At 75.5% G+C, this 13,762-nt stretch carries 9 protein-coding genes; 3 read left to right on the forward strand and 6 right to left on the reverse strand.

The features are described 5' to 3' along the window. Positions 1 to 333: 333 nt before the first annotated feature. The 6 genes from ACFVFS_RS23170 to aroA form a co-directional block, all read right to left on the reverse strand. Positions 334 to 1,062 (reverse strand): type 1 glutamine amidotransferase, encoded by a 729-nt coding sequence (locus ACFVFS_RS23170; RefSeq protein WP_380626514.1) that lies wholly within the window; start codon positions 1,060 to 1,062, stop codon positions 334 to 336. 81 nt (positions 1,063 to 1,143) lie between these two features. Then, positions 1,144 to 2,406 carry a MurT ligase domain-containing protein gene (locus ACFVFS_RS23175; protein WP_380626515.1) on the reverse strand — a complete coding sequence of 421 codons (1,263 nt, stop codon included), beginning with the start codon at positions 2,404 to 2,406 and terminating at the stop codon, positions 1,144 to 1,146. Positions 2,407 to 2,768: 362 nt separating this feature from the next. Then, positions 2,769 to 4,196 (reverse strand): GNAT family N-acetyltransferase, encoded by a 1,428-nt coding sequence (locus tag ACFVFS_RS23180; RefSeq protein WP_380626516.1) that lies wholly within the window; start codon positions 4,194 to 4,196, stop codon positions 2,769 to 2,771. A gap of 56 nt (positions 4,197 to 4,252) precedes the next feature. After that, positions 4,253 to 5,737 carry a pyridoxal phosphate-dependent decarboxylase family protein gene (locus ACFVFS_RS23185; RefSeq protein WP_380626517.1) on the reverse strand — a complete coding sequence of 495 codons (1,485 nt, stop codon included), beginning with the start codon at positions 5,735 to 5,737 and terminating at the stop codon, positions 4,253 to 4,255. Positions 5,738 to 5,859: 122 nt separating this feature from the next. Then, positions 5,860 to 6,972, reverse strand: coding sequence for a hypothetical protein (locus ACFVFS_RS23190; RefSeq protein WP_380626518.1), 1,113 nt, complete (start codon positions 6,970 to 6,972; stop codon positions 5,860 to 5,862). Between the two features lie 258 nt (positions 6,973 to 7,230). Beyond that, a complete protein-coding gene (aroA, locus tag ACFVFS_RS23195; RefSeq protein ID WP_380626519.1) occupies positions 7,231 to 8,475 on the reverse strand; it encodes a 3-phosphoshikimate 1-carboxyvinyltransferase in 1,245 nt (414 codons plus the stop codon). A 319-nt stretch (positions 8,476 to 8,794) separates the two neighbouring features. On the opposite strand from aroA, the gene ACFVFS_RS23200 reads away from it, so the two are divergent. From ACFVFS_RS23200 to ACFVFS_RS23210, 3 genes are all read left to right on the forward strand, one after another. After that, positions 8,795 to 9,370: a GNAT family N-acetyltransferase gene (locus ACFVFS_RS23200; RefSeq protein WP_380626520.1), complete on the forward strand. Its 576-nt coding sequence runs from the start codon at positions 8,795 to 8,797 to the stop codon at positions 9,368 to 9,370. A 164-nt stretch (positions 9,371 to 9,534) separates the two neighbouring features. Next, a complete protein-coding gene (locus ACFVFS_RS23205) occupies positions 9,535 to 11,286 on the forward strand; it encodes a glycosyltransferase family 2 protein (RefSeq protein ID WP_380626521.1) in 1,752 nt (583 codons plus the stop codon). Positions 11,287 to 11,425: 139 nt separating this feature from the next. Then, positions 11,426 to 13,663: an acyltransferase family protein gene (locus ACFVFS_RS23210; protein WP_380626522.1), complete on the forward strand. Its 2,238-nt coding sequence runs from the start codon at positions 11,426 to 11,428 to the stop codon at positions 13,661 to 13,663. Positions 13,664 to 13,762: the final 99 nt, after the last annotated feature.

A 13,762-nucleotide genomic window follows, 5' to 3' on the forward strand; every position in this document is an offset into this window, starting at 1 on the left:
GACTACAGGCTGGGACGACGGACCGTCACCGTAGCGGGCCGTTCCCGCGCCGGGTTGGCGCGGAGATGGCCGTCGGGTGAAGGACCGGCCGATTCGGACAGAACATCCGAAACCGGCCGTGGATGTCGAGCATACGGCCCCTGCGTCCGGCCGGGCAGGAGCCGACGCGGGAGCGGCGCCGTCGGCGCCCCCGCGTGGAAGTGCAGCCTGCTGCCGAGGAGGGTGTGCAGCCGGCAGCCCCTGGGAGGGGCAGCCCCATTGTCGTACGTTCCGGCCCGCCCGTGGGACGGGTGACCGCATCGCGGGCACCCGGGTCGGACGGGCCGGAACGTGCTACGCGGGGCGCGTCGTGGCCGCGATGCGCTCGGAGCGCAGCGCGTCGTACCAGGTGGTGTCGGCCGGCGGCAGGGCGTTCACGTCCAGCGCCAGCTTGATCAGCATGTCGGCGACGGCGGGGTTGCGCGCCATCACCGGACCGTGCAGGTAGGTGCCGAAGACGGTGTCCCGCCAGGCGCCCTCGGTGCCGTCGCCGGTGCCGTTGCCGCGGCCGGCGGTGACCCGGGCGAGCGGCTTGACGCCCTGGCCGAGGTGGGTCACGCCCTGGTGGTTCTCGAATCCGGTCAGCTGCGGCAGCCCGAGGTTGGGGTCCACGTCGGCCAGCACGTCGCCGACGCAGCGCTCGCCCTCGCCGCGGGCGGTCCACACGTCCAGCAGGCCCAGGCCCGGCTCGCGCTGGCCCAGGTCGTTGACGAACTCGTGGCCGAGGATCTGGTAGCCGGCGCAGACCGCGAAGATGATCGCGCCGTTCTCGGACGCCCGCACCAGGCCGCTGTCGTTGCGCAGCCGCTCGGCGGCCAGCCGCTGCGGGCGGTCCTCGCCGCCGCCGATCAGGTAGATGTCGCCGCTGGTGGGCACCGCCTGGTCGGAGCGGACGTCGATCCGGGTCACGTTCAGATGGCGCTGGCGGGCCCGGCGCTCCACGACCAGGGCGTTGCCCCGGTCGCCGTAGGTGCTGAGCAGGTCGGGGTAGACCCAGACCACGCGCAGGGTGCTCTCACTCATCCTCGAAGGCCTTCCATGACGTACGTGCGGTGGGCTGCTGGGGCGGCTGCTCGGTGGCGGCCGCCCGGGGGCGGTCCGGCATCAGCCGGCCACGACCTTCCGCAGCTGCTGGAAGGCGGTGTAGTTGGCGATCGCCTCGATCCGGCCGGGCGGGGCCATCCGGACGGCCTGCTCCAGCGAGTCCACGACGTGGAACTGCAGCCCGGCGACCTCCAGGCGCACCGCCAGGTCCAGCTTGCGCTGGCCCAGCACGAACACCGGGTGCCCGGCGAGCCGCTCGTAGTCGACGTCCCACAGCCAGGAGGTGTCGGTGCCGTCGGCGTCGAGCGCGTTGACCGAGAGCACCACCGGGGTGGGCGGGCCGTCGATCAGCGAGAAGGTCTCCAGCCAGCCGGCCGGGTTCTTGGCCAGCAGCAGTCGGATGTCCCGGCCCTGGTACTGGACGACGTCGTAGCGTCCTGCCACCGCGGTGACGGAGCGCATCCGCTCCAGCGCGACCTGCGGGGAGACGCCGAACACGGCGGCGACGGCGGCCGAGCTGGTGGCGTTGGCCAGGTTGGCCCGGCCGGGCAGCTGGAGCTGGATCGGCCAGGCGCCGCGCTGCGGGTCGATCACGTGGGTGCCCTGGAGGGCCCAGTGCGGGTTGGGGCGCCGGAATCCGCACTCCTGGCAGAACCAGTCGTCGCCGGGGCGCTGCATCACGCCGCCGCAGGCGGGGCAGGACCAGGCGTCCTCCTTCCAGGCCTGTCCGGCGGCCACCCAGACCACCTTCTTGCAGGAGGACGCGGCCCAGGTCACCAGCGGGTCGTCGGCGTTGGCGATCACCACGGCCTCGGTGTCCTGCAGGCCCTCGCGCCACTTCTCCGCCATCATGCGGGTCTCGGCGGCGCGGTCGAGCTGGTCGCGGGAGAGGTTGAGCAGGGCGATCGCCTTGGGGCGGGTGTCCCGGGCCACCATCGACAGGTACTTCTCGTCGACCTCGATGACACCGAAGCGGGCCTCCGAGCCGCCGGCCAGGGCGGAGGTGATGCCGGCCGGCATGTTGGCGCCCAGCGCGTTGGAGACCACCGGGCCGGCGGCGCGCAGCGCCTCGGCGATCAGGCGGGTGGTCGTGGTCTTGCCGTTGGTGGCGCTGACCAGCACCACGTCGAGGTTCTCGGCGAGGGTGGCGAGCAGATCGGGGTCGAGCCTCAGGGCGACCTTGCCGCCGATCACCGAGCCGCTGCCGCGCCCGGCCTTGCGGGAGACGGCCGCGGCCACCTTGCCGGCGGTCACGGCGATCTTCGCGCGCGCCGGCAGCGAGGCGTCGCGTGCGCCTGTGGGCTCCGATTCGGTGCCTGCCATGCTCAGTGGTTCCTCCTTGCTGCGGCACCACCCGGGGGCCGGACTGCGGGCCGTCGGGCGGCGGGGACGGGATCAGCCTACCGACTCCGCCGTCCGGCTCGGCGCCCCGGACCCCGCGCCGCCTGCTGCGACGCTCCCGGAGAGCCCGCCCGGCCGGTCCTGACACGGGGTCGGGACCGGCGGTGTACGGAGGGGCCGTTCGCCGTCGTGGACGCGCGGGCCGGGTGCGGCGGTTCCGCCCGGCGGCTCCGCGGGCCGGGAGGGGCGGGGTCCTTGGTGAGGGTGTGGTGAAGAAATGACCAGATGATTACCAGCCCCGCGCCGGTCCGCTCCAGTCCCGCACCCGGTCCCGCCGGCCGCGGCTACCGGCCCGGGCGGGTCTGCCAGGGCACCGGGAGCTCCTCGGCGGCCTCCGCCAGGTGCGCGGTGATGACCAGCGTCCCCTCCTCGACCTGGTAGTCCAGCGGCGCCGCCAGCCGGCGCATGGTGGCGATCAGCCCGTTGTTGGACGCCTGGGTGACCGCGTACACCGTCTCCACACCGGCCTCCAGCGCCAGCGCCGACATCCGCCGCATGAGGTCCAGACCCAGCCCGCGCCGCTGCCAGGCGTCCTCGACCAGCACCGCCACCTCCGCGCTGTCGTCGTCCCACATCAGGTGCCCGAGGGCGACGATCCGTCCGTCGGCCGCCTCGACCGCCAGGGTCTGGCCGTGCCGGGCGTCCAGCAGGTGGTCCAGGTAGCGGTCGGCGTCCCGGACCGGTCCGTGGTAGCGCTTGCGCAGCGTCTCGGGGGAGCAGCGGTGGTGCATCGCCAGCGCGGCCGCCTTGTCCGTCGCGTCCGCGCGCCGCACGGTCAGGTCGGCGCCGGCCGGCAGGCTCAGCCGGGCCCGGACGTCCGGCACCCGGGGGCCGAGCAGGGTGTCCAGCTCGACCAGCGCCTGGGCCCGGGCGAACTCGGTCGGGGTGAACGGCAGCTGCGGGCGGGTGAGCTCGACGAGGTCCCCGGAGGGCACCGGCAGCCGCATCACGTGGCCGTCCACCCCGGCGGTGCCGCGCGCGGCGGCGCCCGGGTACTGCCGGATGCTGCACTGCCCGAACAGCCGGCGCAGCGCGATCGGCAGCTCGGCGGCGTCCAGCGCGGTCCGGGTGGCCAGCGCCAGCACGTGGGTCGGCACGTCCACCAGGTCGTGGGCGTCGGCCGGGCCGGTCCAGATGTCGTGCCCGCCGGCCCCGGCCACCAGCGCGGCCAGGTCGGCCCGGGCGAGCGAGCGCGGCGCGCGGACGAAGAACTCGTCCACGGTGCCGGCCGGCAGCGGGTGGGACTGCATCGAGACGATGTTCACCTGCCGGGTCGCGAAGGCCGTGCACACCCGGGCCAGGCTGCCGGGGGAGTCCTGCACCGTGGTGCGGACCCGCCACAGCGCGGTCTCCTCGAAGTCGTGCAGCGGCCCCTTCAGCGGCTCGGGCGCTCCGGCTCCGGCCGCCGCTCCGGCCGGTGGTGCGGGGGCGTCCGGCGCGGGTGGCCCGTGCAGTTGGTGCCGGTGCGACCACCAGGTGTGGAACAGCGCCGTGGCGAGCAGCGCGGTGGCGGCCGCGGCGAGCACCACCGGCCCGTCCGGGCCGTGCACCACGAGCTTGGCCACCAGGTCGGCGGCGGTCACCGAGAGGAAGACGGCGGCGAGCTCCACCGCGTCGCGCCGCCAGCGGTGGGTCCGGCCGCCGCGGCGCTGGGCACGGGAGGGGTTCGGGGAGGGGGCGTTCTCGGGCTTCGGGTTCTCCAGGTGCTCCATGCCATCAATCTGCCGCGCCGGTGTTTCACGATCACGAATCTCCCGTGACCTGACGGTTAATGGTGCCGAGCGCGGGCAAGGGAGTCGGCCTCCCCGAGCCCGGCGGCCTTCACCTCGTCGAGCAGGATCCGCAGGTCCGCCTCGGTGGTGGCCGGGTTGAGCAGGCAGGCGCGGAGGATCTCGCGGCCGGCCAGCCGGGCGCCGGTGACGAAGGCGCGGCCGCGGCGCTGGACGGCGGCGGGCAGGTCGCGGTTGAGGGCGTCCAGGTCGGTCCCGCTGCGGCCGGGCGGGCGGAGGCGGAACGCGACGATGGAGGTCTGCACCTCGGCGAGGAGTTCCAACGCGGGGTCGGCGGTGATCAGTTCGCCGAGGCGGCGGGCGAGCGCGGTGGTGCGGGCGATGTCCCGGGCGAGGCCGTCGCGGCCCCGGTGGGCGATGGTGGCCCACACCTTGAGGGCGCGGAACGGGCGGGTCTGCTCGGTGCCGTACTCGGAGAACCAGCCGAGCTCCCCGGCCGCCTCGTCGCGCAGGTAGGAGGGGACGAGGCTGAAGGCGGCGCGCAGCTCGGCGGGGTCGCGGACCAGCGCGCAGCCGCAGTCGACCGGGACGCCGAGCCACTTGTGCGGGTCGAGGGCGAGCGAGTCGGCCCGGGCCAGCCCGGCGTAGCGGTGCGCGATCACCGGGTCGAGCACGCCGAACGCGCCGTAGGCGCCGTCCACGTGCAGCCAGAGGCGCTCCTCGGCGCAGAGGTCGGCGATCGGGTCGAAGGCGTCCACCGCGCCGGTGCCGACGGTGCCGGCCGAGGCGACCACCAGGAAGGGCAGCAGCCCGGCGGCCCGGTCGCGGGCGATCGCGGCGCGCAGTTCGGCGGGGTCGAGGCGCCCGTCCGGGCCGGTGGCCACGGCGCGCAGGTGCCGGCTGCCGAGGCCCAGCAGCTCGGCGGCCTTGCGGACGCAGGAGTGGGTCTCGCCGGTGACGTAGCCGACCAGCGGCGGCATACCGGCCAGGCCGTCCTCGCGGACGTCCCACCCGGCGGCGCGGGCGGCCCGGTCGCGGGCGGCGGCGAGGCAGACGATGGTCGCCATCGAGGTGCCGGAGGTGAGCAGGCCGCCGCCGGGCGGGTGCGGGAAGCCGACCAGCTCGGCGATCCAGCGGACCACGGCCCGCTCCAGGTGGACGTCGGCGTGGTCGCCGCCGGCCGAGCTGGGGTTCATCGCGGCGGCGGCCAGGGTGGCGAGCACGCCCGCCGGGGCCGGGGCGGAGTTCACCCAGCCGAAGAAGCGGGGGTGGCCGTTGCCCATCGGGTGGGGCAGGACGTCGCGGCCGACCGCGTCCAGCAGCTCGGCGAGCGGGCGGCCGGCCGTCGGCAGCGGGGCGTCCAGCAGGGTGCGGCGGGCGGCGTCGTCCATCGGCTGCCAGACCGGGCGGGCGGCCAGCCCGGCGAGGTGGTCGGCGGCCAGGTCGGCGGCGGCGTGCGCGGCGGCGCGGAAGTCGTCGCCGGCGGGGAGGCCGTCGCCGGCGGGGAAGGCGTCGGAGGTCATGTGCGGCTCCGGGGGGGTGCGGGCCTGGCGGCGCGGCGTCCTCGGCGCACCAGAGTTCCCGTGATCCTACGGAAGCGGGCCCGCGCCGTGCGGCGCGGGCCCGGCAGCCGGGACGGGTGCGGTCAGTCCAGCGAGGCGGAGAGGCCGCTCGCCGAGCGGCAGTAGCCCTGCATCTCCTTGTCGGTGAACTTGGCGCAGAGCCGGCCGGACGCCCCCGCGTCCGTGTAGTTGACCGTGTAGTAGCTGACCAGGCCCTCCGCGCAGGCCTTGCGCTGCCAGCCGTCGGCGGCGGTCGCGCACTGCTGGGCGGCCCAGTCCTCGCGGTCCAGGTTGTACTTCATGGTGCGCGAGCCGACACCCCGGCTGCAGTCCACCGCCCCGCCGGAGGCCTTGCCGTTGAGGCACCACTTGAGGGCCTCGGCGTACACCTCGGGGTGGTTCGGGTAGTCGTGCGAGGAGAGGTAGAAGGTCGGCGCGTAGAAGTAGCAGGCGGACTGGAACAGCGCGGGCTGCTCCTTGCACGGGTAGAGCGGGTCCTGGGCGAGCTTGTCGGCGGGGAGGTTGGCCTTGGCCTTCTCGTCCTCCTCGTCCGGGCCGAAGAGCTGCATGAACAGGCCCTCGGAGCAGCGGATCCGGTTCTGGTCGGTGGTGAACCTGTTGCACAGCTCGCGCGCCTTGGCGACGTCCTGCTTGGCGACGAACATCGTGCCGTGGCCGACGCCGTGGATGCACGGGCCGCTGTTCTTGGGGGCGCAGAGCTTGACCAGGTCGGTCTCGGGCTGCGCGGAGGCGTTGAGCATCTCCTCGACGGCGCCGTGCAGGTAGCCGGCCGCGCAGGTCTCGTGCGGGTAGGAGATGACCTTCTGGAAATCGGCGTTGAACCGCTTGACCGCCGCGTGCCCGAGCTCGTGGGCGATCGGGTGGCAGAACCGGACGGTGTACGGCAGCTGCTTGGTGATCTTGTCGAGGTCGGCCAGGGCGATGCCCGGGTCACTGGCGTCCATCTCGGCCATCAGCTTGTTGCGCAGCGTCGAGCGGGTCCACACCGCCGGGTCCCCGGTGGCGGTGGCGCCGGCGGCCGGGACCGCGGCGGGTGCGCCGCCGGCCCCGGGGGCGGTCGCCGGCGCCACCGCGGCGGTGACCGGCTCGGGCGTCCAGTCGGTGACGGCCACCGACCCCAGGCCGAGCACCCCGAGCAGCAGGGCGGTGAGGATCGCGAAGGCTCGCGGTTGCATGACGGAGATCCCCCGGCGGATCGAGACGGACGGGACTCTCTCCATCCTGACGGCACGGGCTGCGGATTCCGTGTTTTCGACCGCCATTCGGGAGGTGTCGGCGACGCTATCGCACCTCCCGCCCGGTCGACGAAGCGGGTTGGCGGCTGGTCACGGACGGTGCGGCGGGGCCGGGCGGGGGGCGGCCCCGCCGGGGCGGGGGAGCGCCGCGGGAGCGCCCGGTCCGCGCCGCCGCACCGCCGGGTCTTTGCGCCGCGGTCAGCCGGTGGTCGCCCACTCTTCGCGCAGCCGCCCGAACGCCTCGTGGAAGCCGGGGAAGGTCTTCCGCACGCAGCCGGGGTCGTCGAAGGTGATCCCGGGGGTGCGCAGCGCGGTGACGGAGAACGACATCACCATCCGGTGGTCGCCGTGCGAGGCGAGTTCGGTGCCGCGCGGGGCGCCCGGCCGGATCTCGATCCAGTCGTGGCCGGTGGCGACGTCGACACCGAGCCGGCGGAGGTTGCCCGCGCAGGCGTCCAGCCGGTCGCACTCCTTGATCCGGGTGTTGGCGACGTTCTCGATCCGCACCGGCCCGTCCGCGAACGGGGCGATCGCGGCGAGCGTGGGCATGGTGTCGGAGATGTCGCGCATGTCGACGGTCAGGCCCGCCAGCCGCCCGTCCCGGGGGCCCTCGACGGTGACCCGGTCGGTGCCGATCTCCACCCGCGCGCCCATCCGGGCCAGTACGTCGGCGAACCGCAGGTCCCCCTGGAGCGCGTCCTCGCCGAGCCCGGGGACGGTCAGCTCCCGGCCGGTGAGCGCGGCGGCCGCCAGGAAGTAGCTCGCCGTCGAGGCGTCCGGCTCGACCGGGTAGGCGGTGGCGCGGTAGCCGCCGGGCGCGACCTCGTAGACCCGGCCGGTGCGGGTCACGGTGGCGCCGAAGGCCCGCATCATGGCGACGGTGATCTCCACGTACGGCGCCGAGACCAGGTCGGTGACGGTGATCCGCAGGCCCTGCTCGGTGAGCGGGCCGAGCAGCAGCAGTGCGGTGAGGTACTGCGAGGACAGGCTCGCGTCCAGGCTCAGCTCCCCGCCGCGGACCCCGTCGGCGGTGATCCGCAGCGGGTGGTGGCCCTCGGCCTCCTCGTGCCGCAGGTCGACGCCGAGGGCGCGCAGTGCCCCGGTCAGCGGGCCGAGCGGGCGCCGGCGCATCTGGGCGGAGGCGTCGAAGCGGAAGGTGCCGCGGCCGGCCGCGGCGAGCACGGGCAGGAAGCGGGCGGTGGTCGCGCCGTCGCGGCAGTAGACCTCGGCGTCGCGGGCCGGGCCCTGCGGGCGGCCCTCGACCGTCCACCGGTCCGCGTCCTGGGTGAGCGTGTAGCCGAGCGCGCGCAGGCCCTCGGCGAAGCCCTCGGTGTCGTCGGAGCGCAGCGGCCGCAGCAGGGTGGTGGTGCCGTCGGCGGCGGCGGCGAGGAACAGCGCCCGCGCGGTCACCGACTTGGAGCCGGGAATCTCGACGGTCGTCATGGGGCCTCCGTGGTGAGTGGGCCGGGTGGGAGGGCGGGGACGTCCCGGCCATCCTGCCGGAGGCGGCGCGGGGGCCGGGGAGCCGTCCGGCTGCTGGACGGCTCCACGGACTGCTGCCCGGACCGCCGCCGGGACGGCCCGGGACCCGGGGCCGGCGCGCGGCACGTCCGGGCACCGGGCGGCGGTCCGTCCGGGCCGCGGCGGGCAGGCGTCCGGGCAGGTCGGAGGCCCGGGCGGCTGTGGCACGATGCCAGGGATCGGCCGCGACGGCCGCCGCCCCGCCCGGCCGCCGGCCGGGCCCGCCCGAGAAGAGGCCCCCGTGCCCGAGAGCAGCACCCGAGCGGCCGCCGAGGCCGCCGACACCGACCGGCTCGGCTTCCGCACCGCGACCACCGCCGACGTGCCCGCCCTGCTCGCCCTGGTCGAGTCCGCCTACCGGGGCGACGCCAGCCGGGTCGGCTGGACCACCGAGGCCCACCTGCTGGAGGGCCAGCGCACCGACACCGAGGGCGTCACCGCGGCCGTCACCCACCCCGACGGCGTGGTGCTGGTCGCCGAGCTGGACGGCGAGCTGCTCGCCTGCTGCCAGCTGGAACGCCGGGGCGAGCAGGCCTACTTCGGCATGTTCTCGGTGCGCCCCGGCCGCCAGGGCGGCGGCCTCGGCCGGGCCGTGCTCGCGCGGGCCGAGCGGTACGCGGCCGAGGAGTGGGGCGCGGTGGAGATGGAGATGACCGTGATCGAGCAGCGCGCCGAGCTGATCGCCTGGTACGAGCGCCGCGGCTTCCGCCGTACCGGCGACTACGCGCCGTTCCCCTACGGCGACGAGCGCTTCGGCATCCCGCTGCGCCCCGACCTCCGGTTCGAGAAGCTGACCAAGGCGATTACCGTCCGGTAGTGGTGACACGGCGTCAGATAGTGCACGAAACTGACGCCCTGTCAACTCCCTGACCTGGGGCGATGCGTGATCATCGGGTCCGATGGCCGTTTGGTCCAGACCACCATGAGAGGGTGACCAGAGAAAGGCCACGTTCCGACCCAGTTCAGGGGGGCCATTCCCGCATGCCCGTACTCCACGGCACCGCCATGTCCGCACCCGACCGGGAGCCCCGCCGAATACCCGGCGGCCGGCCCGGCGGCGCGCACTCCCGACTGCCGAGCCCGCCCGACGACCAGGAGCTCTACTGGTACTTCGGCCCGCAGCGCCGGTGGGTGCTGCTCTGCGCCACCCTCTCCTACGCCGGAGCCACCGCGACGCTCGGCCTCTTCGCGCTCAGCCGTCCGCTGCTCTGGCCCTTCCTCGCACTGACCGTGCTCAACGCCGTCACCTGGCTGCTCTCGGTGGCCGACGGCCAGCGCTCGCGCCGCTTCACCCGTGACTCGCACGACCTGCTGGTCCGGGCCTGGCGCCCCGCCCGCCACCCGGGCGTCGACCTCCTGCTGCCCACCGCCGGCGAGCCGCTCGACGTCCTGGACAACGCCTACCGGCACACCGCCGCCGTCCGCTGGCCCGGCGAGCTCACCGTGCTCGTCCTCGACGACGCCGCCCGCCCCGAGGTGCGCGAACTCGCCGAGTCCTACGGCTTCGAGTACCGCAGCCGCCCCGACCGGGGCCGCTTCAAGAAGGCCGGCAACCTCAACCACGGCCTGATCGAGGGCAACGGCGACATCATCGCCGTCCTCGACGCCGACTTCTGCCCGCGCCCGGACTTCCTGCAGCACCTCGTGCCGTACCTCGACGACCCGAACGTCGGCATCGTGCAGAGTCCGCAGTGCTTCGACACCGACCCCGGGATGTCCTGGCTCGAACGCGCCGCGGGCGCCACCCAGGAGATCTTCTACCGCTGGATCCAGCCCTCCCGCGACGCCCAGGACGGCACCGTCTGCTGCGGCACCAACGCGCTCTACCGGCGCGCCGCCCTCGAACGCGTCGGCGGCTTCGCCGAGATCGACCACAGCGAGGACCTCTACACCGGCCTCTCGCTCGCCCGCGCCGGGTGGACCACCCGGTACGTGCCCGCCCTGCTCGCCAAGGGCATGTCGCCCACCGGCCTGCCCGCCTTCATCAGCCAGCAGTACCGCTGGTGCCTCGGCTCGCTCGCCCTGGTCGGAGACCCCGGCTTCCGGCGCGGCCCGCTCTCCCGCTCGGCCCGGCTCTGCTTCTGGAACGGCATCCTCGGCTACCTCACCAGCGCGGTGAACGTCTTCGCCGTCCCGCTGCCGGCGCTGATCATGCTGTTCTTCCGCCCCGACGAGATCGCCCCCTGGCAGGTGCTGCCCTTCCTGCCGCCCATCTGGGTCGCGCTCGTGCTGCTCCCCGCGATGTCCCGCACCCACTGGCGCTTCGAGGTCACCCGGGTCCAACTCCTGGGCGGGCTCTGCCACGTGGTCGCCATCGCGCACGCGCTGCGCCGGCGCAGCGCCGACTGGGTGCCCACCGGCGCCGTCTCCGGCGGCAGCACCCTGGCCCGCACCGTCGCCAGGATCGGCGTCGGCTGGCTCGGCCTGGTCGTCGTCGCGGGTGCGGTCGGCCTCGCCCGCGCCGTCTCCCTGTACGGCTGGCAGCCCTTCTGGGCGCTCGCCGGACTGCTCGCGCTCACCACCTACACCGTGGTGCCGCTGATCCGCGCCCTGTGGCCGCTGCTGCGGGGCGGCGACGGCGCCGCCGTCGCGGACCTCGCCCGACCCGGGCGGCGTACCGGCGACGCTCCCGCCGACCTGCGGTTCGGGCGCGCCGAGGCCGTCGCCGTCACCGCCGTGCTGCTGCTCTGCGGCCTGCTGGCGTCCGGCTGGGCCGACCCGCTGATGTTCTGACGATCCGTCACTCGCGGTACCCGCACAGCTCTTTCCTTCCCTTCCTTGCGCGTCGCCCCACCGGCGCGGACAGCCGGCCGGCCGCCCCATCGGCCCGCCGGCCCCGACCACCGCTGCCAGCCCTGCAAGGAGCTCCGCCGTGTCCACGGCCGTACCACCCGGCGCCGATCCCTCGCGCGCCATCGTTCCGACCGACGTCCTCTCCTCCTCGCCGCCCTCGGCCGCCCCGCCGGCGGTCGCCCGGCCCGAGCACGCCTCCGCCCCTGTTCGGCGGACCACCGAACGGACCGCCGAACCGAGCGCCGAACGGACGGCCGAGCCGGCCGCCGAACCGCGGAGCCGGACCGGGTTCCGCCGCGACATCGAGGGCCTGCGCGGCGTCGCCGTCCTCTCCGTGCTCGCCTTCCACGCGGCCGTCCCCGCCTTCACCGGCGGCTACGTCGGCGTCGACGTCTTCTTCGTCGTCTCCGGCTTCCTGATCACCGGCCTCCTGCTCGCCCGTCCGATCGGCCTGTGGGACTTCGCCGCCCGCCGGGCCCGCCGCATCCTGCCCGCGGCCGCCGTCGTCCTGGTCGCCACCGCGCTCGCCGGCGGCGCCCTGCTCGACCCGCTGCGCGGCACCGACCTCGCCCGGGACCTCATCGCCGCCGCCGGACAGGTCGCCAACTGGCGGTTCGTCGGCCAGCAGACCGACTACCTGGCCGCCGAACGCGACCCCAGCCCGCTCCAGCACTTCTGGTCCCTCGGCGTGGAGAACCAGTTCTACCTGCTCTGGGGCGTCCTCCTGATCGGCCTCGCCCGCCTGCGGGCCGGCCGCCGCCGCACCGCCGCGATCACGGCCTCGACCCTCGCCGTCGGCGCGGTCTCGCTGCTGCTCTGCATCCGCTGGACGGCCGGCTCCGCGCCGCTCGGCTACTTCTCCACCGCGAGCCGCCTGTGGGAGTTCGCCGCCGGCGGGTGCGTCGCCCTCGCCGCCCCCGCGCTGACCGCCCGGCTGGCCAGGGGTGGCCGGGCAGCCCGCCTCGGCGGCCCGGTGCTGCGCGTCCTCGGCTGGGCGGGCGCGGCCGCGCTCGTGGTCGCCGTCCTGCGGTACGACCGCAACACGCCGTTCCCCGGCGCGGCCGCCCTGCTGCCCGTGCTCGGCACCGCCGCCCTCCTGCTGGCCGGCCCGGCCCACCGCCCGCTGGGCGCCGGCGACGCCGGCCGGCTGCTCGCCACCCGCCCGCTGCGCGCGGCCGGACACCTCTCCTACGCCTGGTACCTCTGGCACTGGCCGGTGCTGACCATTGCCCAGGCCCGCTGGGGCGCGCTGCCCTGGACCACCCTGGTCGCGCTCACGGCCGCGAGCGCCGTGCCGGCCTGGCTCACCATGCGCCTGGTCGAGCAGCCGCTGCGGTACGGCAGCAGCCCGGCCCCGCGCCGCGGCCTCGCCGTCGGTGCCAGCGCCCTGGTCATCCCGTTGATCGCCGGACTCACCCTCGGCGGCGGCACGGTCCGCGCGCTCGGCGATCCCGACAGCGCCACCGTCGCCCCGGCGGGCGCCGTCGACGGCCCCGCCCTGTTCGGCCCTGGCACCCGGGTGCTCGCGCTCACCCCCTCGCTCGCCCGGGCCCGGGAGGACTTCCCGCCTGGCAAGGGCTGCGAGATCCCGCTCGGCGCCGACACCAGCCCGCGCTGCCTGTTCGGCACCGAGTCCAGCCCCGACCGGATCGTCCTGATCGGCGACTCGCACGCCGGCCAGTGGATCTCCGCCGCCCTCGCGCTGGCCGACCAGCGGCAGTGGGCGCTGGAGGTGCTGGTCAAGCCCGGCTGCCCGCTGGCCACCCTGACGGTGCGCAACAGCGTGCTCGGCCGCACCTTCGAGGAGTGCGACCGCTGGCGGGAGAACACCCTCACCCGGCTGGCCTCCGGTCCCAGGCCGCGGCTGGTCCTGATGGCCGGCCTCAACCGGTACGGCGGCCAGGACGAGCGCACCGAGGGCTGGACCCGCACCCTGGACCGGCTCTCCGCGCTCGGCGCGCCGCTCGCCTACCTGGGCGACACGCCGATGCCCGGCAAGGACATCCCGACCTGCCTGGCCGGCTCCGACGGGCGCTCGGACGCCTGCTTCTTCCCGCGCGACACCGCCTTCGAGCGCGACCCGCTGATCGACGGCGGCCTCGCCGACCGGTACGGCGTGCGGGTCCTGGACGTCGGCCCGCTGCTCTGCCCCGGCGGCGGCCCGTCCTGCCCGGCCGTTCTGGAGGGCGTCATCCTCTACCGCGACACCGGCCACATCACCGACACCCTGGCCCGGGTGCTCGCCCCGCGCCTCGACCACGCCCTGCTGGGGCCGGGCGCGGGGCCGGGTGTGGGGCCGGGGTCGGCGCCGCGCTGAGCCGCCGTCCCGAGCCGCCGTCCCGAGCCGCCGTCCCGAGCCGCCGTCCCGAGCCGCCGCGCCGCCGACCCGCGGCGCACCCCCGGCGCACCCCCGGCG

This window comes from Kitasatospora sp. NPDC057692, assembly GCF_042799475.1.
GTDB lineage: Bacteria > Actinomycetota > Actinomycetes > Streptomycetales > Streptomycetaceae > Kitasatospora.